Source organism: Kitasatospora sp. NPDC058046, assembly GCF_042885595.1.
Lineage (GTDB): Bacteria > Actinomycetota > Actinomycetes > Streptomycetales > Streptomycetaceae > Kitasatospora.
This window is the reverse complement of record NZ_JBHVRS010000001.1, coordinates 45,269-65,326: the sequence shown is the minus strand read 5'-3', so window position 1 is coordinate 65,326 and position 20,058 is coordinate 45,269. Positions and strand designations below refer to the sequence as shown.

Here is a 20,058-nt window from a genome sequence, read left to right as displayed (position 1 = left end):
GGCCGTTTCCTGGTGCTTCCTTCGGGGCCCGGGTGGGGTTTTCCCTACCCTCCGACCCCGAGATCTCCTCCTGGGGGGTAGGGGATGCTCCTCCACCCTGAGGGGGAGATGACTCCACCCGGAGCACGAGGTCAGGAGGGGTGCGTCCGGGAGAGACTGGGCCGGGGCCGCTTCGGGCGGCCCGACGGGGGTTGAAGCACACGGGGGCTCCTTGCCGGGCGGCAAGCAAGTACTCGTAGGATGATGCCCCAAACCTACTTACCTGCCGACCGGCAAGGGAGTGCCGTCGGCACTCCCCGCGCCGGTCCTGCCGTCGCCCAGCGTCCCGTCCCCCAAGGGCTGCGGTGAACCATGCCCAGGAGGCACACGAGCATGTTCCACCGACTAGGACAATTCGTCGTACGCCGCCCCTGGTGGGTGATCGGCGCATGGCTGATCGCCGCGGTCGCGATCGTCGCGACCGCCCCGCCGCTGAAGGCGAACACCGACGAGGCCGCCTTCCTGCCCAAGCACTACGAGTCCATCCAGGCCGCCGAGCTCCAGCAGAAGGCCTTCCCGTCCAACATCTCGCCCTCCGCGCTGCTGCTCTTCGAGCGCACCGACGGCGGCAAGCTGGACGAGGGCGACGCGGCGACCATGGCCAAGGTCACCCAGGGGCTGGCCGACAAGAAGATCCCGCTGGTCGAGCTGGTCGTCCCGGTCTCTCCGGCGTCCTACTCCCAGGACCACAAGTACGCGATGTCGATGGTCTCCATCGACAAGACCAAGATGCAGTCGGACGAGTTCACCGACGCCGCGAAGAAGCTCCGCGACGAGGGCACCGCGCTCGCCTCCGGCAGCACCCTGAAGTTCCAGGTCGGCGGCCCGGCCGCGATGAACCTGGACCAGAAGGACGCCGGCAAGACGGCCGGCATGCTCATCGGCCTCGGCACGGTCGTGATCATCCTGCTCACGCTCGGGATCATCTTCCGCAGCCCGATCATCGCGCTGCTGCCGATCCTCTCGGTGATCATCTACTCGATGGTCGCCAACGGCCTGATCGCGGACGCCAGCAAGCTGTTCGGGCTCAAGGCCGACAACTCGATGGAACAGATCCTCACCGTCGTGCTCTACGGCGTCGGTACCGACTACTTCCTGTTCCTGATGTTCCGCTACCGCGAGCGGCTGCGGGCCGGTGACGACCGCAAGCAGGCCGTCGCCAACGCGGTCGGCCGGGTCGGCGAGGCGATCGCCTCCGCCGCCGGTGCCGTCGTGGTCGCCTTCGCCGTGCTCGTCCTGTCCAGCCTCGGCATGTTCAAGGCGCTCGGCCCGTCGCTGGCCATCGCGGTGGCCGTCACGGCGATCGCCTCGGTCACCCTGGTGCCCGCGATCCTCTGCCTGATCCCCGAGAAGGTCCTGTTCTGGCCCTCCAAGGCCTGGCAGCGCGAGCCGTCCAACGCCCGCTTCGCCGCGATGGGCCGCAGCGTCGGCCGCCGCCCGGGCGCCGCCGCCCTGCTCTCCGGCCTGGTGATGGCCGGCCTCGCGGTCGCCGCGCTCGGCTACCAGGGCACCTTCGACATGGCCGGCAGCTCGATGCCGAAGACCAAGGAGTCGATGGTCGTCCAGGACACCATGATCAAGGCCTACTCGGCCGGTGCCGCCGACCCCGCGCACATCTACCTGACCAGCCAGAACGGCAACAAGATCGACGTCGCCGGCCTCAAGGGCTACGTGGCGGACCTGGGCAAGGTGGACGGCGTCTCCAGCGCGGCCCTGCCGGACCCGGAGCACGGGGTCAGCAAGGACGGGCTCACCGCCGACATCACCGTCGTCCTCAAGGACGAGGCGGCCAGCAACAAGGCCATCGACACCATCGGCGAGGTCCGCAAGGTCGCCCACGACCACGCGCCCGCCGGCACCAAGGCCTACGTCGCCGGCACCACCTCCGTGTACAAGGACATCAACACGGCGATGGCCCACGACTACAGCCTGGTCTTCCCGATAGCCGCCGTCCTGATCATGGTGATCCTCGGACTGCTGCTGCGCAGCGTGGTCGCCCCCTGGTACCTGATGGCCTCGGTCGGCCTCGGCTTCGGCGCCACCCTCGGCGCCACCACCCTGCTGTTCCAGAACATCAAGGGCGAGCAGGGCCTGATGTTCATGCTGCCGATCCTGATCTACCTGTTCGTGGTCGCGCTCGGCACCGACTACAACATCCTGATGATCGCCCGACTGCGCGAGGAGGCCCAGGAGGGCCGCAGCCCCCGCGAGGCGGCGAGCCAGGCGATCCGGCACGCCGGCCCGACGGTGGCCGCCGCCGGGTTCATCCTGGCCGCGACCTTCGCCACCATGCTGCTGGCCGGCAACACGATGATGAGCGAGATGGGCTTCTCGATCGCCATCGGCATCCTCATCGCGGCCTTCGTGATGGCGATGTTCTTCACCCCGGCGCTCACCGCGCTGCTCGGCCACCGCGCCTGGTGGCCCGGCCACGCGGACGCCCCGGGCCACGGCCACGGCCACGGTCACGGCGAGGGCCCGGCCCCGGTGGCCGGCGCCCACGGGATGCCGGAGCCGGCCGGCCGGCGCTGAGCCGACCGGGTCGGTGTGAACGGTGCCCTGACCCGGCCCTGACCGGGTCGGTACGAACAGGCGGCGCCCCGCTACGGCGGGGCGCCGCTGCCCCGTTTCCGAGGCCACCAAACGTGATCTCCTGGGCGGGAAAATCCCCGGTCAACCCCCGTGCCACCGTGCTACAGTCGAAGCAGTTGCAGTTTTGGTTCCCATGAACGTGGTGTGCGCCTGCTGGTACCAACCGACAGGCGCATTTGTTTTGTCCGGTGTTTCAGTCTCCGGATGGGGATCGCGGCTACCACGGGGATCCACGAGGTGTGGATCCCTGATGCCCCCAGGATTTAGAGGAGACGGTTATGGCTACCGGCACCGTGAAGTGGTTCAACAGCGAGAAGGGCTTCGGCTTCATCGAGCAGGATGGTGGCGGCGCCGACGTGTTCGCCCACTACTCGAACATCGTTGCCCAGGGCTTCCGTGAGCTGTTCGAGGGCCAGAAGGTCGAGTTCGACGTCACCCAGGGCCAGAAGGGCCCGCAGGCCGAGAACATCCAGATCATCGGCTGACGTCAGCCTCCACGCTGACTCGCGATCATCGCGAAGCGGGGGCCCGCACCGCACGGTGCGGGCCCCCGCTCATGCCGCCGTACGGCCGGGGCGGCGCACTCCATGCATCCGACGGCCGACTCCAGCCCGCAGCCCGGGCTGTAGACCGACGGACGGAGAATCCGTGACCACCCCTGCCCGCTCGCCGCGCGACCGCGGCCCCCGCACCACCGACCAGGCCCGCCGCACCGCCGGCGGCGACCGCCCGCGCAAGCCGCGCGGCCGCAGCGGCGCCCCCAAGCAGGCCCGCCCCGCCGCCGCCCCCGAGGCCACCGACTTCACCGTGGTCCAGGGCACCCCGGCCCGGCCCCCGGCGGCGTCCTTCGCCGAGCTGGAGATGCCCAAGGCGATCCTCTCCGCGCTCGGCCGCCAGGGCGTCACCGAGCCCTTCCCGATCCAGGCCGCCACGCTGCCCGACTCGATCGCCGGGCGCGACGTCCTCGGCCGCGGCCGCACCGGCTCCGGCAAGACCCTGGCCTTCGGCCTCCCGCTGCTCGCCCGCACCGCCGGGCGCCGCGCCGACGCCCGGTACCCGCTGGCGCTCGTCCTGGTGCCCACCCGCGAGCTGGCCCAGCAGGTCACCGAGGCGCTCACCCCGTACGCGACCGCCGTCAACCTGCGGATCACCACCGTCGTCGGCGGCATGTCGATCAACAAGCAGGCCAACGCGGTGCGCCGCGGCACCGAGGTCCTGGTGGCCACCCCGGGCCGACTGGACGACCTGATCGGGCGCGGCGACGTCAACCTCTCCGACGTCGCGATCACCGTCCTCGACGAGGCCGACCAGATGGCCGACATGGGCTTCCTGCCGCAGGTCAGCAAGCTGCTGGAGCAGGTCGCCGAGGGCGGGCAGCGGATGCTGTTCTCCGCCACCCTGGACCGCAACGTCGACCGGCTGGTCAAGCGCTTCCTGACCGACCCGGTGACCCACTCGGTCGACCCCTCGGCCGGCGCGGTCACCACCATGGACCACCACGTCCTCCAGCTGGAGCAGGCCGACAAGGCCTCCGCCACCGCGCACATCGCCTCCCGCGACGGCCGCGTGATCATGTTCGTGCACACCAAGCACGGCGCCGACCGGCTCGCCAAGCAGCTGCTCGCCAACGGCGTGAAGGCCGCCGCGCTGCACGGCGGCAAGTCCCAGCCGCAGCGCAACCGGGTCCTGGACCAGTTCCGGGACGGCCACGTCACCGCGCTCATCGCGACCAACGTCGCCGCCCGCGGCATCCACATCGACGGCCTGGACCTGGTCGTCAACGTCGACCCGCCGGTCGACCACAAGGACTACCTGCACCGCGGCGGCCGCACCGCCCGGGCCGGCGAGTCCGGGACGGTCGTCACCCTGGTGCTGCCCGAGCAGCGCCGCGAGGTCAACCGGCTGATGACGACGGCCGGCATCCGCCCGACCGTCACCAAGATCCGCCCGGGCGACGCCGACCTCACCCGGATCACCGGCGCCCGCACCCCCAGCGGCGTGGCCGTGACGCTGGCCGTACCGGTCACCGCCGACCAGGCCGCGGCCGCCAAGGGCGGCGCCGACAAGCCCGCCGGGGCCAAGTCCGGCACCCCCCGCCGCCGGCCCGGCAAGCGCTCCGCGCTGCCCGCCGACGTCGACATGAACGGCAACCCGCGCCGCCCCCGCCCCAAGCAGCGCATCGGCGGCGCCGCCCAGGGCGAGCGCCCGCAGGCGGCCGGCTTCATCGGCCGCTCCTCGGGCCGCGCCAAGCCCGGCAGCGGCACCAAGTCCGGCTCCAACTACGGCACCGGCCGCCAGCGCCGCAAGGCCGACTGACGGCCGTCCCGGCCACACCGTACGGGCCCCGCACACCCCCTCGCAGCAGGGGGCGTGCGGGGCCTCCGGCTTTTCCGGGACCGGCGCCGTGCCGTGCCCCGGCGAAACTGCCGCCCGGACCGACCGCCCAGCTCAGCCCCGGCGCACCCGGCAGCTGCCGGTCCACTGCCGGTTGACGGCCGACCGCGCACCCCCGAGTCTCTGACGCGGCCCACACATCCGACGCCCCGTCACCACGGAGGCGCGGATGGTGAGTCCACGTGATCCCCCCACTCGGAAGGACGACCGTCCCATGCGCCGAACCTCCGCCCTGCTGACCACCGCCCTGCTCGCCGGGGCCGCCGCCCTGGCCGCCCCGGCCACCTCCGCCCAGGCCGCGCCGGCCTGCGGCGCGTGGGCCTCCGCCTGGAACGCCGTCGGCAGCTGTACCGGCCTCGACCCGATGCAGACCTGGACCGTGACCGCCAACTGCCTCTACTGGAACTCCAACCACACCGTGCAGTTCTCCCGCCCCGCCATCGGCGGCATCGCGATCGGCGACGGCACCATGTCCGCGTCCTGCGGCATCGGCGACAGCGTCCAGTTCCCGCGCGTCGTCCTCGGCGCCGTCCCGCCGGCCGGCCCGACCGGCCAGATCTCCGGCTACGCGAGCAAGTGCGTCGACGTGAAGGGCGCCAACGTCGGCAACGGCACCGCCGTCCAGATCTACGACTGCAACGGCTCCGTCGCGCAGAAGTGGCGGATCGGCGTCGACGGCACGATCCGCGCCCTCGGCAAGTGCATGGACGTCTCCGGCGGCAACACCGGCAACGGCACCAAGGTCCAGATCTACGACTGCAACGGCAGCGGCGCCCAGCAGTGGCAGGCCCGCCCCGACGGCTCGCTCCTCAACCCGCAGTCCGGCCGCTGCCTGGACGACCTCGGCTTCTCCACCGACAACGGCAACCAGCTCGGCATCTGGGACTGCAACGGCGCCGCCAACCAGAAGTGGAACCTCCCGGCCTGACGCCCGAGCCCCCTTCACCGCGGTCCGCCGCCCCCGCACCACACCGGGGGCGGCGGACCGTCTTCGGTGCCGGACCGACCGCTTCGACGGTGATGTTGGTGAGATACAATGCTATGGACATCGCCAACATTGCTCAACGGAGGTGCCGGATGTCCGTAACGCAGATCGACATCGATGAAGAGGCCCTGGAGCGGGCGATGGCCCTTGCCGGAGTGCGGACCAAGAAGGAGGCCGTGAACCTCGCTCTGCGCTTCTACGCGGAGCGGCAGGAACGCGCGGCCCGTATCGGCAGGCATTTCCAGCGGGCCCGGGCGTGGGGGGCCGTCGAACACGCCGAGCAGCTGCACCGGACCGAGAAGGACGCCCGGTGATCTACCTCCTCGACACGTCCGCGCTGGTGCGGCTGCTGCGCGAGCCCAAGCTCCAGGACGCCTGGTATGACGCGATCGACGCGGGGTCGATCGCCTCGTGCTACCCGCAGCGCGCCGAGTTCCTCTACAGTGCGCGCGACGGCCGGGAGTTCGACGAGATCTCCGAGATGTACGCCGAGCTCTACCCGGACGTCTCGGTGCCGAAGAGTGCGGGACGCTGGATCGACACGGTGCAGCGGCGGATGGCCGTCGCCGGGCAGCATCGCAGTGCCTCAGCCGTCGACCTGCTGATCGCGGCGACGGCTGCGCATCACGGCCTCACGGTGCTCCACGACGACGCCGACTACCGCACTGTGGCGCGGCATGCTGCCGACCTCGACGAGCACAACATCCTGGATCACGTCTGACCGGCGTCGTGAGGGTCAGGCGGTGAGGGCCGGGGTGGTGTCCGCGGTGTGGCGGGCCTGGTCGTAGCGGTGGAGGAGGAGGGCCGCCAGTTCGGGGGACGGGCCGAGGACGTCGGCCACGAGGTCCGCGTCCTCGGCGGCGGCCGCGATGCGGTCGGGGAGGAGGCCGGGGGCGAGCAGGTAGGGGGCGACGGCGGTGCGTTCGGCGCCGGCGGTGCGCAGGGCGGCGAGGGCGTCGGGGACGCGGGGGCCGGCGGCGGAGGCGTAGGCGACCTCGACGGCGGCCCAGCGGCGGGTGCGGCGCCACTCGGCGGCGACCGCGCGGGTCGCGGCGTCGGCGGCCGGGTCGGAGGAGCCGGCGGCCGCCAGGACGACGCCGGTACGGGCCCGGGCGGCGGGTGAGCCGACCGCGAGGCCGGCTTCGGCGAGGCGGCGGTCCAGGGCGGCCAGCAGCAGGGGGGAGGGGCCGAGCACGTCGGCGACCGGCAGCCGGGAGCCGGCGGCGCGCAGGGCGGCCGGGATGTCGTGCTTGGCGTGGAAGGCCCGGTTGAGCAGCAGCGGCACCGCCACCGCGTCCGCGAGCCGTCCGACCACCTGGGGGATCCGCGGCGCGCAGTGGTCCAGGTAGGCGGTGGCGACCTCGGTGCCGGGCCGCTGGGCCCGCACCTCCTCCACGAGCGCGGCCACCGTCGCGGCGTGGCGCGGGTCGCGGCTGCCGTGGGCGATCAGGAGGAGGGCGGGCATCAGCGCTGCCTCACTTGCCGGTGGCCAGCAGGCCGCGGTTGCGCAGCACCCGGCGTTCGACGGGGGTGAAGACGAGGAGCTCGATGGCGATGCCGACGAAGAGGATGAGGATGATGCCGAGCAGGACGCCGGACATGTCGGAGAACTCGCGCTGGTCCTCCAGGAAGCGGCCGAGGCCGCGGCCCAGGTCGGGGGAGGAGGCGACGAGTTCGGCGGCCATCAGGGAGCGCCAGGAGAAGGCCCAGCCCTGCTTGAGGCCGGCGAGGTAGCCGGGCAGGGCGGCGGGGATGAGGACGTGCCGGGCGCCGGTGAGGCCGGTGGCGCCGAGGGTGCGTCCGGCCCGCAGGAACAGCGGGGGGACCTGGTCGATGCCGGCGACCAGGCCGTTGGCGATGGAGGGGACGGCACCGAGCAGGATGACGGCGTACATCATCGAGTCGTTGATGCCGAGCCAGATGACGGCGGCGGGCACCCAGGCGACCGAGGGCAGCGACTGCAGGCCCTGCAGGACGGGCCCGATGGCGGTGCGCACCGGTCTGATGCGGGCGACGACGAGGCCGATCGGGGTGCCGATCACCACGGCGAGGAGGAAGCCGGACAGGCCGCGCCAGACGCTGGTCCAGATGATCGAGAACAGCGTGCCCTGGTACCAGAGGTCCTGGGCGGAGCGCCACACGTCGGCGGGGCTGGGCAGCTTGTAGGAGGAGGTGAGCTCCAGGCTGTACGCGCCCTGCCAGAGCGCGAGCACGACGAGCACGCCGATGAGCGGCGGCAGGGCCTTGCTGCGCAGGGCCTCGCCGAGGGAGCCGCGCTGTGCGGTGACGGCGTCGAGGGCGTCCAGGCCGGCGCCGACGCCCGCGGTGTCGGCGGTCCCGTCGTTCCGGTCGTGCTTGTCGTTCCTGTCGTTCTTGTCCAGGACGGGGGTGGTGTCAGTGCTGGCCATGGCGACGGATCTCCCCACGCAGTTCTTCGGTGATCTCGATGGACAGGTCGGCGACGCCGGCGGACTCGATGCGGCGCGGCTGGGGCAGGTCGATGTGCCATTCGCGGGCGACCCGGCCGGGGCGGGAGGAGAGCAGCACGACCCGCTGGGCGAGGCGGACGGCCTCGCGGACGTTGTGGGTGACGAACAGGACGGTCAGCTGCCGTTCGGCCCAGATCCGGGTGATCTCGTCGTGGAGGACGTCGCGGGTGATGGCGTCGAGGGCGGCGAAGGGCTCGTCCATGAGCAGGACCTTGCTGCCCTGGGCGAGGGCGCGGGCCATGGCGACGCGCTGGCGCATGCCGCCGGACAGCTCGTGGACGCGCTTGCCGTACGCGCCGTCCAGGCGGACGAGTTCGAGCAGCCGCTCGGCTTCGGCGCGGCGCTCGGGGCGGGCGACGCCGGCCAGCTTGAGGGCGAGTTCGATGTTCCTGCCGGCGGTGAGCCAGGGGAAGAGCGCGTGCTCCTGGAACATCAGCGCGGGGCGGCCGCCGGGCACCTCGATGCCGCCGGCGGTGGGCCGGTCGAGGCCGGCGACGAGGTTGAGCAGGGTGGACTTGCCGCAGCCGGAGGCGCCGAGCAGGGTGACGAACTCGCCGGGGGCGACGTCGAGGGTGATGTCGTCCAGGACGTGGGTCTGGGCGCCGGGGCGGCCGAAGGACTTGTGCACGTGCGAGATCCGGACGGCGGGCGCACCGCCGTGGGCGTCGGCGCCGGGGGCGTCCGCCGAGGTGGTCAGTGCCGGGGTCATCCGGGCACCTCCTGGATGAGTGGTCTGGCGAGGTCGGGGCCGTGGCCCGGGCCCCGCCCGTCCCGGTGGGCATCGATCGGGGATCGACCGGGCGGGCGGGGGCCGGACCGCGGAGTCGTGACGAACGGCCTTGCTGCGGGCGCTACTTGGCGCCGAGTCCGGCGTCCGCGACGGCGGGCCGGCCCTCCGCGGCGAGGACCTTGTTCAGCAGGGTGAGGTCGTAGATGCCGTTCAGGTTGGGCTTCTTGAGGAGCCCGGCGGTGACGGCGTGGTCGGCCTCGGCCTGGAGGGTGTTCGCCAGCGGGTCGTCCAGGAAGTCGATGTCGGCCCAGGCCGGGTCCAGGATGGCGGGCTCCAGGGAGTTGCCGGCCTCCTTCTTGATCGCCTCGTTGGCGTCGGCCTTGGCCTTGTCGGAGTTGTCCTTGATGAAGGCGTTGGTCTTCACCGAGCCGCGCAGCACGGCCTCCACCACGTCCGGGTGCTCCGTGAGGAACTTCTGCGAGACGATGATGTTGGTGATCACGAACTTCTTGTCGGGCCAGACGTCCTTCTCGTTGAGCAGGACCTTCGCGCCGAGCGTGACCAGCTTGGAGGCGGTGGGCTCGGGCACCCAGGCGGCGTCGATGGAGCCGGACTTGTACGCGTCGGGGGTGACCTTGTTGTCGGTGCGCACGACCGAGACGTCGCCGGCGCCGGTGGCCGCGTCGACCTTGTAGCCCTTGCCCGCCAGGTAGTTGAGCAGGGCGACGTCCTGGGTGTTGCCGAGCTGCGGGGTGGCGATCTTCTTGCCCTTGAGGTCGTCCAGGGTGGCGATCTTCTCCGGGTTGGCGACCAGCTTGACGCCGCCGGAGGCCGAACCGCCGATGATCTTCAGGGACTTGCCGTCGGACTTGGTGTAGCCGTTGATCGCGGGGGAGGGGCCGATCCAGCCGATGTCGATGGAGCCGGCGTTCAGCGCCTCGATCTCGGCCGGGCCGGCGTTGAAGACCTGGGTCTTGACCTGGGTGGCGCCGAGCTCCTTCTGGAAGAAGCCCTCCTGGAGGCCGACCAGCGGGGTGCCGTGGGTGAGGTTGGCGAAGTAGCCGATCTTCACCGTGTCCGCGGACAGCTTCGCGCCGGAACTCCCGGCGGTGGCAGCGGTGTTGGCCTTGGCGTCGGAGGACTTGTCGTCCGCCTTGGAGCCGTAGCTGCAGGACGACAGCAGGGCCGCCACGGTCAGGCCGGCCGCGGCGGCGGCCGCGGAGCGTCTGATCCGCCCGGCGTCGGGGCGGGTGCGGGTATGCGGGAGGGCCGGGTTCGGTGCCATGGCGAGAGTCCTGTTCGCGGACGGACCGTCAGGAGGCGGTCTCGGACGGACGGTTGGAAGGTGGTGCGCGCGGCAGCGGTGTGCCGGGGGCAAGCCGGGCGGCTGTGGGGGGAGACAGCCCGGTGACAGGGCGTTCTCAGCCCCGTCGGCCCGCACATCGGGTCAGGCCGCCCTGGCCGCTGCCGAGGACGCCGCTGCCGATGCGGCCGCCTTCCTTGTCCATGCCCGAGAACGCCTCGCTGGGCATCAGACCCAGTCCTCCTCGTCGGGTGTGCCGGTGGTGGGTACGGTGGCGAAGGCCTCGCCCGCCATGCCGGCGGTGAGGGTGGTGCCGTCGGCCGGGTCGATGAGCAGGAACGACCCGGTGCGGCGGTTGTCGGAGTAGCCGTCCAGGGCCAGCGGCTCGGCGGTGCGCAGGACGACCCGGCCGATGTCGTTGACGTTCAGCCCGTCGGGGGCGGGGCGCTGTTCCAAAGTGTCGATGTCGATCCGGTAGGCGACGTCCTTGACCAGCGCCCGCACGGTGCGGGTGGTGTGCTTGAGGAGGACCTTGTCGCCGGCGCGCAGCGGCCGTTCGCTGAGGTGGCTGACGGTGGCCTCGATGTCCTTGGTGGGGACGGGCACGGGGCCGGCGGCGATGAGGTCGCCGCGGGAGACGTCCAGGTCGTCGGCGAGGCGGACGGTCACCGACTGCGGGGCCCAGGCGGCGTCGGCCTGGCGGCCGAGGGCGTCGATCCCGGCGACGGTGGTGGTGTGGCCGGACGGCAGGACCGTGACGGTGTCGCCGACGCGCAGCACGCCGGACGCCAACTGGCCCGCGTAGCCGCGGTAGTCGGGGTGCTCCTCGGTCTGCGGGCGGATGACGTACTGGACCGGGAAGCGGGCCGGCTCGGCGCCCGGGTCGCTGCCGACCGGCACCGTCTCCAGGTGCTCCAGCAGGGTCGGGCCGCCGTACCAGTCCATGTGCGCGGACGGCTCGACGACGTTGTCCCCGGCGAGGGCGGAGATCGGGACGGCCAGCACGTCCTTGACGCCGAGCGAGGCGGCGTAGGCGGTGAACTCGGCGGCGATGGCGGCGAACACGGGCTCGGCGTAGTCGACCAGGTCCATCTTGTTGACGGCGAGGACGACGTGCGGCACGCGCAGCAGGGCGGCGACGGCGGCGTGCCGGCGGGTCTGCTCGACGACGCCGTTGCGGGCGTCGACGAGGACGACGGCGAGTTCGGCCGTGGAGGCGCCGGTGACCATGTTGCGGGTGTACTGCACGTGCCCGGGGGTGTCGGCGAGGATGAACCGCCGGCGGGGCGTGGCGAAGTAGCGGTAGGCCACGTCGATGGTGATGCCCTGTTCGCGCTCGGCCCGCAGGCCGTCGGTGAGCAGGGCGAGGTCGGGCGCCTCCTGGCCGCGGCTGCGGGAGGCGTGCTCGACGGCCTCCAGCTGGTCGGCGAGCACCGACTTGGAGTCGTGCAGCAGCCGGCCGACGAGGGTGGACTTGCCGTCGTCGACGGAGCCGGCGGTGGCGAAGCGCAGCAGCGAGGTGGCGTTGGTGGCGGTGCTCATTAGAAGTATCCCTCGCGCTTGCGGTCTTCCATCGCGGCCTCGGAGAGCTTGTCGTCGGCCCGCGTCGCACCGCGCTCGGTGAGGCGCGAGGCGGCGATCTCGGCGATGACGGCCTCGATGGTGGTGGCGTCGGAGTCGACGGCGCCGGTGCAGGACATGTCGCCGACGGTGCGGTAGCGGATCAGCCGCCGCTGGACCGGCTCGTGCTCCTTGGGGCCGCCCCAGTCGCCGGCGGTCAGCCACATGCCGCTGCGGGCGAAGACGTCCCGCTCGTGGGCGTAGTAGATCTCCGGCAGCTCGATGCCCTCGCGCTCGATGTACTGCCACACGTCGAGCTCGGTCCAGTTGGACAGCGGGAAGACCCGCACGTGCTCGCCCACCGCGTGGCGGCCGTTGTAGAGCGACCACAGCTCGGGGCGCTGGCGGCGCGGGTCCCAGGCGCCGAACTCGTCGCGCAGCGAGAAGACGCGCTCCTTGGCGCGGGCCTTCTCCTCGTCGCGGCGCCCGCCGCCGAACACCGCGTCGAAGCGGTTCGTCTCGATGGCGTCCAGCAGCGGCACGGTCTGCAGCGGGTTGCGGGTGCCGTCGGGGCGCTCGCGCAGGACGCCGCGGTCGATGAAGTCCTGGACGTGGGCGACGTGCAGGCGCAGGCCGTGCCGCGCGGCGACGCGGTCGCGGTAGTCGATGACCTCGGGGAAGTTGTGCCCGGTGTCGACGTGCAGCAGCGAGAAGGGGACGGCGGCGGGCGCGAAGGCCTTGAGCGCCAGGTGCAGCATGACGATGGAGTCCTTGCCGCCGGAGAACAGGATCACCGGGCGTTCGAACTCCCCCGCGACCTCGCGGAAGATGTGCACCGACTCGGCCTCCAGCGCGTCCAGGTGGGACAGCGCGAAGGGCCCCCCTGAATTCTGGTTGGGGTCGCCGGCGGTGCGGACCGGGCTGTCGGTCTCGGTGGTCATGCCAGACCCCTCTCGGTCAGGAAGGCGTGCAGCTCGGCGGCGGACTCGGCGACCGCGCGGCCCTGGGTCTGGAGGCGCAGCTCCGGCCGCTCCGGGGCCTCGTACGGGTCGTCCACGCCGGTCAGGCCGGAGATCTCGCCGGCCGCCTGCTTGGCGTACAGGCCCTTGACGTCCCGTTCGGCGCACAGCTCGACCGGGGTGGCGACGTGGATCTCCAGGAACTCGGTGCCGGCCGCCGCGTGCCGCTCGCGCACCGCGGCGCGGGAGTCCGCGAACGGGGCGATCACCGGGGCGAGCACCTTGACGCCGTTGGCCGCCAGCTTCTCGGCGACGAAGCCGATCCGGGTGACGTTGGTGTGCCGGTCCTCGCGGGAGAAGCCGAGGCCCTTGGAGAGGAACTCGCGGATCTCGTCGCCGTCCAGGACCTCGACCTTGTGGCCCTCGGCGCGCAGCCGCTCGGCGAGGGCGAAGGCCAGGGTGGTCTTGCCCGCGCTCGGCAGCCCGGTCAGCCACACGGTGGCGCCGCGCTCGCACGGGGCGGCCGTACGGGCCGCCTCTGCGGCTCCGTCGGCGGCCAGGGTGTCAGCTGTCACGGTTCTTTCCTTACACGAGGATGGACGGACGATCAGAACGGACGATCAGAGGTGGATGCCGCACTCGGTCTTGCCGGAGCCGGACCAGCGGCCGGCCCGGGCGTCCTCACCCTCGCCCGGCTTGCGGGTGCAGGACAACGGGGAGCAGCCGATCGAGGTGTAGCCCTCCCACAGCAGCGGGTTGAGCAGCACGCCGTGGGCGGCGACGTAGGCGTCCACGTCCTCCTGGGTCCAGCGGGCGATCGGGGCGATCTTGACCTTGCGGCGCTTCGGGTCCCAGGACACCACGGGGGTGTTCGCCCGGGTCGGCGACTCGTCGCGGCGCAGCCCGGTCGCCCAGGCGTCGTAGCCGGCCAGGCCCCGGTTGAGCGGCTCGACCTTGCGCAGCGAGCAGCACAGGTCCGGGTCGCGGTCGTGCAGGGCCGGCCCGTGCTCGGCGTCCTGCTCGGCCACCGTCCGCAGCGGGGTGAGCGTGATGACGTTGACCGGCATGGTCGCGGCCACCGCGTCGCGCGTCCCGAGGGTCTCCGGGAAGTGGTAACCGGTGTCCAGGAACACCACGTCCACCCCCGGGAACACCGAGGACGCCAGGTGGGCCACCACCGCGTCCTCCATCGAGGAGGTGACGCAGAACCGCGCGCCGAAGGTGTCCGCGGCCCACCGCAGGACCTCCTGCGCGGTGGCCTCCTCCAGCTCGCGGCCGGCCCGGACGGCTATCGCCTCGTGGTCAGTCGCGGTGCTGCTCATGTGACGTACCCCCGTGGTTGGTCGGTGACAGCAGGCCGAGGAACTTCAGCTGGAAGGCGCGGCGGCACCCGTGGCACTCCCAGGCGCCGTGCCCGGCCTCGGAGGGGCGCAGGTCCTCGTCCCCGCAGTACGGGCAGAAGAACGGCGCGGCTCGCTCGCTCACGACAGCTGCTCCTCGGTCGCCCGGGCCGCCCACTGGGCGAAGCGCTCGCCCTCGGTGCGGTCGGCCTGGTAGCGGGTCAGCACGCGCTCGACGTAGTCGGGCAGGCCCGCGCTGGTGACCTTGAGGCCGCGGACCTTGCGGCCGAAGCCGGCCTCCAGGCCGAGCGCGCCGCCGAGGTGGACCTGGTAGCCCTCGACCTGCTCGCCGTGCTCGTCGGTGACCAGCTGGCCCTTGAGGCCGATGTCGGCGACCTGGATGCGGGCGCAGGCGTTCGGGCAGCCGTTGATGTTGATGGTCAGCGGCTCGGCGAACTCCGGCAGGCGCTGCTCCAGCTCGTCGATGAGCGTGCGGCCGCGCTCCTTGGTCTCGACGATGGCGAGCTTGCAGTACTCGATGCCGGTGCAGGCCATGGTGCCGCGGCGGAACGGCGAGGGGGTGACCCGCAGGTCGAGCGCCTCCAGGCCGGCCACCACGGAGTCGACGTGCTCCTCGGCGATGTCGAGGACGATCATCTTCTGCTCGGCGGTGGTGCGCACCCGGTCGCTGCCGTGGGCGGCGGCGAGGTCGGCGATCCGGCCGAGCAGCTTGCCGTCGACCCGGCCGACGCGAGGGGCGAAGCCGATGTAGTAGCGGCCGTCCTTCTGCCGGTGGACGCCGACGTGGTCGCGCCAGCGGGCGGCGGGCTCGGCCGGGGCGGGTCCGTCGAGCAGCGGGCGCTCGAGGTACTCCTCCTCCAGGACCCGGCGGAACTTCTCCACGCCCCAGTCGGCGACCAGGAACTTCAGCCGGGCGCGGTTGCGCAGGCGCCGGTAGCCGTAGTCGCGGAAGATGCCGATGACGCCGCCGTAGACGTCCGCGACCTCGTCCAGCGGGACCCACGCGCCCAGCCGCACGCCCAGCTTGGGGTTGGTGGACAGGCCGCCGCCGACCCACAGGTCGAAGCCGGGCCCGTGCTCGGGGTGGACCACGCCGACGAAGGAGACGTCGTTGATCTCGTGCGCGACGTCCAGCAGCGGGGAGCCGGAGACCGCGCTCTTGAACTTGCGCGGCAGGTTGGAGAAGTCCGGGTTGCCGATGAAGCGGCGCTGGATCTCCTCGATGGCGGGCGTGCCGTCGATGATCTCGTCCTCGGCGATGCCGGCCACCGGGGAGCCGAGGATGACGCGCGGGGTGTCGCCGCAGGCCTCGGTGGTGGACAGGCCGACGGCCTCCAGCTTCCGCCAGATCGCCGGGACGTCCTCGATCCGGATCCAGTGGTACTGGATGTTCTGGCGGTCGGTCAGGTCGGCGGTGCCGCGCGCGTACTGCTCGGAGACCTCGGCGACCGCCCGCAGCTGGGGGACGGTCAGCCGGCCGCCGTCGATGCGGACCCGGAGCATGAAGAACTCGGCGTCCAGCTCGTGCGGGTCCAGGATCGCGGTCTTGCCGCCGTCGATGCCCTCCTTGCGCTGGGTGTAGAGACCCCACCAGCGCATCCGGCCGCGCAGGTCGGCGGGGTCGATGGAGTCGAAGCCCCGGTGCGCGTAGATCGTCTCAATACGTGTCCGCACATTGAGACCGTCGTCGTCCTTCTTGAACTGCTCGTTGGCGTTCAGCGGGGTGTAGTGGCCCATGCCCCACTGGCCCTCGCCGCGGTGGCGGGTCACCTTGCGGGCCGCTGCGGGGCGCCGCTCGGCGGCGCGGTCGGCCGTGGGCTCGACGGTCTCGGGGGAGGTGGCCATGGTGAAGTCCTTCTGGGCGGATGGCGCTGCTGCCGAATGGGTCGCGGGGCGTGTCCGGCCGTGCGGTACCGCTCTGACCTGCGGATTTCAAGGTCTTGAGGGCGGTGGCCGGGACCGGGCGGGCGCCTGCGCATCCGCTGCGGCGGGGATGGCGGGAAGGTCGGCGCCGGGTGCGGTGGTGCGGCGGAGACGGGGGGCTCAGGTCACCGGACAGATGGCGCTGGACACGCGAAGGAGATCGACGTGGAGTCGACCTACTAGGGTGGTTCCGGCGCTAGGCATGGCAAGAGATTCGCACGGCGCGGGACTCGCGGTCCACTAACATCCAGATACTGGACTCTGAGGTTTCGTCATGTGGGACATCCGGATGTTCCCGCCGCTCCCCGCCCGGACGTCCGGCGACGCGTCCGGCGACGCGCCCCCACCCCGCCCGGCCACGCGCCCGTACCCCCGGGGAGATCAACCGCCGGGCCCCGGCCCGATACGGTTGGCCCTGTGCAAGCAGCAGGCGATACGAGCAGAGCGAACGCCGAGCGGCCCTCCCGGCGGCGGGGCAAGGGCTCCCGGCGCGCGGCCAAACAGGCCACCTGGCGCCGCACGGCGTGGGAACTGATCAGGGACACCACCAACACCTGCGTCGAGTACCGGGTCACCGGGCTCGCCGCGGAGGCGGCCTTCTTCACCCTGCTGTCGATCCCGCCGCTGCTGCTCGGGCTGGCCGGCACCCTCGGCTACCTCGACGAGTTCGTCGGCGCGGGCACCATCGCCGGGCTCAAGAAGAGCATCCTCTCGGCCTCCGGGACGGTGCTGTCGGACTCCTCCGTCAACGAGGTCGTGGTCCCGCTGCTGGACGGGGTGTTCGACCGCACCCGGCCCGACCTCGTCTCGATCGGCTTCCTGCTGTCCCTGTGGTCCGGCTCCAGGGCCCTCTACATCTTCATCGACACCATCACCGTCATGTACGGGCTCGACGGCAAGCGGGGCATCGTCAAGACCCGGCTGATGTCGCTCAGCCTCTACTTCGGCGCCCTGGTGATCGGCTCGCTGGTGCTGCCGCTGCTGATGGTCGGTCCGGGACTGCTGGAGAACGCCGTACCGGGGGTGTCCGGGCTGGTCGGCGCCCTCTACTGGCCGGTCGCCATCGTGCTGCTGACCGTCTCGCTGACCACCCTCTACCACCTGGCCGTCCCGGTCTCGACCCCGTGGCGCGAGGACATCCCCGGCGCCCTGGTCGCCCTGGTGGTGCTGGTCTTCTGCAGCGTCGGCCTGCGGGTCTACCTGGTCAGCTCGGTCGAGGGCCCCTCGGTGTACGGCTCGCTGGCGGCGCCGGTGGCCGTCCTGCTGTGGATCTTCGTGGTGGCGCTCGCGGTGCTCATCGGCGCCGCGATGAACGCCGCGATAGACCGCCGCTGGCCCACCCTGGAGACCGCCGACGCGCGCGCCGAGAACGAGCGCGCCCACGAGGAGGCCGCCGCCGCCGTGGTCCGCGAGGTCGCCGCCCGGCGGGCCGCCGAACGGGCCCGGCGCGCCCGCGAACTCGGGCTCGCCGAGGGCGTCGAGGAGGAGTGGGGCGAGGACGAGGGCGAGGACGTGCCCTCCGAGTACCCGGAGCGGTGGGCCGACGTGCTGGCCGCCGACAACGTGCGCGGCCGGCTCACCGCCCGCGGCGGGCCGCACCACCGGCCCGGGCCGCCGCCGCCGGACAGCGACCGGCCGGCCGGGCCGCCGCAGGCGGGCGGGGCGGGGGCAGGGCAGCCGGGGTCGGGCGCTGGGCCTGGGCCTGGACCTGGGCCGGGTTCGGGGCCGGGGGCGCCGTCCGGGCCGGGGCTGGGGCCGGTGCCGCCCGGGCAGCAGGTGCCGGGGTACCCGCCGAGGCCGCCCCGGCCGCCGTGGGAACAGCGGTAGGCGGGGCGGACGGAAGGTTGACGGCAGGGCCTCTCCCGCGGGTGCGGGGGAGGCCCTGGTGCGTCGGGGCGTGGGGTGCGCCGCGGGTGCGTCGGGGGTCGGCGGTGGGTCAGGGGGCGGACGGGTTCGGCGGGTGGCCGTACGCGGGGCGCAGCTCGGTCTGGGCGGAGGGGTCGGCGGCGCCGGGGGTGGAGGAGAGCGGTCCCGCCGGGGTCGGGTCCGTCGGGCGCTGGGCTGACGGGTCGTGCGGGGCGTCGGGGTCGGTGGGGCCGTACGGGCCGGGCGCGGACGGTTCGGCCCGTACGGACGGCTCGGCCGGGCGGGCCTGGGCCGGGAGCGGCTCGGGGGAGGGCTGGGCCGGGTCCAGGGCGGTGCGCCCGGAGGAGTCGCTCAGCTTGATCAGCAGCGCCACCATCAGCCAGTTCGCCAGCAGCGACGAACCGCCGGCGGCCAGGAACGGCAGCGCCTTGCCGGTCAGCGGGACCAGCCCGCTCACCCCGCCGACCACCACGAACACCTGGAGCGCCAGCGCCGCCGACAGACCGGTGGCCAGCAGCTTGCCGAACGGGTCGGTCAGGCCGATCGCGGTGCGCAGGCCGCGCTGGACCAGCAGCACGTAGACCAGCAGGATCGCCGTCACCCCGGCCAGGCCCAGCTCCTCGCCGATGGTGGTGAAGATGAAGTCGCTGCGCCCGGCGAAGCCGATCAGCCAGGGCCGCCCCGAGCCCAGGCCGGTCCCGGTCATGCCCCCGGTGCCCAGGCTGAACAGCGCCTCGGCGGGCTGCTCGGAGATCGCCATGTCGTGCACCGGCTTGTAGTAGTCGAGCGGGTGCAGCCAGGCCTCGACGCGGCCGTGCACATGGGGCTCCACCGTCCCGACCACCGCCGCGCCGCCGACCGCCATCAGCAGGCCGAGCACCACCCAGCTGGTGCGCTCGGTCGCCACGTACAGCATGACGATGAAGACGCCGAAGAAGATCAGCGAGGTGCCCAGGTCGCGCTCGAAGATCAGCACCAGCAGGCTGACCACCCAGATCGCCAGCACCGGGCCGGCGTGCCGGCCGCGCGGCAGGGTCAGCCCCCAGACCTTCCGCCCGGCCAGCGCCAGCGCGTCCCGGGAGGCCATCAGGTACCCCGCGAAGAAGATCGTGATCGCGACCTTCACGAACTCGTCCGGCTCGAAGGAGAGCCCGAACAGCCGGATCCAGCGCTTGGCGCCGAAGCTGTCGCCGGGGGAGAGCACCGGCGCGGCCAGCAGGATCAGCGCACCCGCCATCAGCAGGTAGACGTAGCGCTGGAAGAAACGGTGGTGCTTGACGAAGACGATCAGCGCGAGCGCCGCCGCCACCGAGATGAACACCCACATCAGCTGGGAGGGCGCCGCCGGGAGCTTCTGGTAGTCGCCCTTGGCGGCGTGCGCGGCCTTGTAGCTGAAGTCCAGCCGGTCCAGCAGCACCAGCCCGAAGCCGGTCAGGAAGACGCCCAGCGGCAGGATCAGCGGATCGGCGTACGGCGCGAACCGGCGCACCGCCAGGTGGGCCGCCCCGGCCAGCGCGCCCAGCGACAGGCCGTGCACCAGCAGCCCGGGCGGCATCCTGCCGGTGAGCGCCAGGTCGGCGTCGATGTGTCCCGCCAGACAGACGGCCACCGCGAGGGCCAGGAGGCCCAGTTCGATGTTGCGGTGGCGCGCCGCCAGCCGGCGGCCGTCGCCGCGTGCAGTGGTTCGCACCCTTGTCATCCCCTTGTCGGCCACGTGGCGGGTCTCGCCGACGGGGCATCCTGCCAGACGTTTGTGTCTTCGCCCGCGGTTGCGGAAGAGAGGGGACGGAGGGCAGAACTTTGCCTGGGCAAAGCTTTGTTGGGGCTTGGTAAAGCTTTGTTCAGGCCCGGGTATAG

At 72.4% G+C, this 20,058-nt stretch carries 19 protein-coding genes; 7 read left to right on the top strand and 12 right to left on the bottom strand.

Annotation, left to right across the window (positions count from 1 at the left end):
* Positions 1–372 precede the first annotated feature (372 nt).
* From ACFVU7_RS00295 to ACFVU7_RS00270, 6 genes are all read left to right on the top strand, one after another.
* Entirely contained in the window at positions 373–2,571 is a 2,199-nt protein-coding gene (locus tag ACFVU7_RS00295; protein ID WP_380738717.1) for an MMPL family transporter, read from the top strand.
* A 338-nt stretch (positions 2,572–2,909) separates the two neighbouring features.
* Positions 2,910–3,116 (top strand): cold-shock protein, encoded by a 207-nt coding sequence (locus ACFVU7_RS00290; protein ID WP_049657493.1) that lies wholly within the window; start codon positions 2,910–2,912, stop codon positions 3,114–3,116.
* A 163-nt stretch (positions 3,117–3,279) separates the two neighbouring features.
* Positions 3,280–4,947, top strand: a complete 1,668-nt coding sequence (locus ACFVU7_RS00285; RefSeq protein ID WP_380782936.1) for a DEAD/DEAH box helicase — start codon at positions 3,280–3,282, stop codon at positions 4,945–4,947.
* 292 nt (positions 4,948–5,239) lie between these two features.
* Positions 5,240–5,953 (top strand): ricin-type beta-trefoil lectin domain protein, encoded by a 714-nt coding sequence (locus ACFVU7_RS00280; RefSeq protein WP_053112563.1) that lies wholly within the window; start codon positions 5,240–5,242, stop codon positions 5,951–5,953.
* 149 nt (positions 5,954–6,102) lie between these two features.
* Complete coding sequence (locus ACFVU7_RS00275) at positions 6,103–6,324, top strand: type II toxin-antitoxin system VapB family antitoxin (RefSeq protein ID WP_388043539.1); 222 nt, start codon at positions 6,103–6,105, stop codon at positions 6,322–6,324.
* Entirely contained in the window at positions 6,321–6,731 is a 411-nt protein-coding gene (locus tag ACFVU7_RS00270; protein ID WP_388043537.1) for a PIN domain-containing protein, read from the top strand. The genes ACFVU7_RS00275 and ACFVU7_RS00270 overlap by 4 nt, the downstream gene beginning before the upstream one ends.
* Positions 6,732–6,746: 15 nt before the next feature.
* Here ACFVU7_RS00270 and ACFVU7_RS00265 read toward each other — a convergent pair whose 3' ends face one another.
* The 11 genes from ACFVU7_RS00265 to ACFVU7_RS00215 all read right to left on the bottom strand — a co-directional run bounded on the left by ACFVU7_RS00265 (position 6,747) and on the right by ACFVU7_RS00215 (position 16,539).
* The gene (locus ACFVU7_RS00265) at positions 6,747–7,475 is read right to left on the bottom strand and encodes a sirohydrochlorin chelatase (RefSeq protein WP_388043535.1); all 729 of its coding nucleotides are present in this window, start codon (positions 7,473–7,475) and stop codon (positions 6,747–6,749) included.
* A 10-nt stretch (positions 7,476–7,485) separates the two neighbouring features.
* Positions 7,486–8,418, bottom strand: a complete 933-nt coding sequence (locus ACFVU7_RS00260; protein ID WP_387819481.1) for an ABC transporter permease — start codon at positions 8,416–8,418, stop codon at positions 7,486–7,488.
* Complete coding sequence (locus ACFVU7_RS00255; protein WP_049655033.1) at positions 8,405–9,208, bottom strand: ABC transporter ATP-binding protein; 804 nt, start codon at positions 9,206–9,208, stop codon at positions 8,405–8,407. The genes ACFVU7_RS00260 and ACFVU7_RS00255 overlap by 14 nt, the downstream gene beginning before the upstream one ends.
* Positions 9,209–9,350: 142 nt before the next feature.
* Positions 9,351–10,514, bottom strand: a complete 1,164-nt coding sequence (locus tag ACFVU7_RS00250; protein WP_049655034.1) for an aliphatic sulfonate ABC transporter substrate-binding protein — start codon at positions 10,512–10,514, stop codon at positions 9,351–9,353.
* Between the two features lie 246 nt (positions 10,515–10,760).
* Positions 10,761–12,074, bottom strand: coding sequence for a sulfate adenylyltransferase subunit 1 (locus ACFVU7_RS00245; RefSeq protein ID WP_074001004.1), 1,314 nt, complete (start codon positions 12,072–12,074; stop codon positions 10,761–10,763).
* On the bottom strand, positions 12,074–13,033 hold the full coding sequence (gene cysD / locus ACFVU7_RS00240; protein ID WP_259316546.1) for a sulfate adenylyltransferase subunit CysD: 960 nt from the start codon (positions 13,031–13,033) through the stop codon (positions 12,074–12,076). The genes ACFVU7_RS00245 and cysD overlap by 1 nt, the downstream gene beginning before the upstream one ends.
* Positions 13,030–13,611 (bottom strand): adenylyl-sulfate kinase, encoded by a 582-nt coding sequence (cysC, locus tag ACFVU7_RS00235; RefSeq protein ID WP_074001209.1) that lies wholly within the window; start codon positions 13,609–13,611, stop codon positions 13,030–13,032. Before cysC ends, cysD begins: the two co-directional genes overlap by 4 nt.
* 60 nt (positions 13,612–13,671) lie before the next feature.
* Positions 13,672–14,373, bottom strand: coding sequence for a phosphoadenylyl-sulfate reductase (locus tag ACFVU7_RS00230; RefSeq protein ID WP_117487354.1), 702 nt, complete (start codon positions 14,371–14,373; stop codon positions 13,672–13,674).
* On the bottom strand, positions 14,354–14,536 hold the full coding sequence (locus tag ACFVU7_RS00225; RefSeq protein WP_030060859.1) for a hypothetical protein: 183 nt from the start codon (positions 14,534–14,536) through the stop codon (positions 14,354–14,356). The genes ACFVU7_RS00230 and ACFVU7_RS00225 overlap by 20 nt, the downstream gene beginning before the upstream one ends.
* Positions 14,533–16,257, bottom strand: coding sequence for a nitrite/sulfite reductase (locus tag ACFVU7_RS00220; protein WP_388043533.1), 1,725 nt, complete (start codon positions 16,255–16,257; stop codon positions 14,533–14,535). The genes ACFVU7_RS00225 and ACFVU7_RS00220 overlap by 4 nt, the downstream gene beginning before the upstream one ends.
* A 198-nt stretch (positions 16,258–16,455) precedes the next feature.
* Positions 16,456–16,539, bottom strand: a complete 84-nt coding sequence (locus tag ACFVU7_RS00215) for a putative leader peptide (protein ID WP_310593185.1) — start codon at positions 16,537–16,539, stop codon at positions 16,456–16,458.
* A 213-nt stretch (positions 16,540–16,752) separates the two neighbouring features.
* Between ACFVU7_RS00215 and ACFVU7_RS00210 the strand changes: the two genes are divergently transcribed.
* Positions 16,753–18,162 carry a YihY/virulence factor BrkB family protein gene (locus ACFVU7_RS00210; protein WP_387966463.1) on the top strand — a complete coding sequence of 470 codons (1,410 nt, stop codon included), beginning with the start codon at positions 16,753–16,755 and terminating at the stop codon, positions 18,160–18,162.
* A gap of 109 nt (positions 18,163–18,271) precedes the next feature.
* Here ACFVU7_RS00210 and ACFVU7_RS00205 read toward each other — a convergent pair whose 3' ends face one another.
* The gene (locus ACFVU7_RS00205) at positions 18,272–19,900 is read right to left on the bottom strand and encodes an FtsW/RodA/SpoVE family cell cycle protein (protein WP_388043531.1); all 1,629 of its coding nucleotides are present in this window, start codon (positions 19,898–19,900) and stop codon (positions 18,272–18,274) included.
* Positions 19,901–20,058 lie beyond the last annotated feature (158 nt).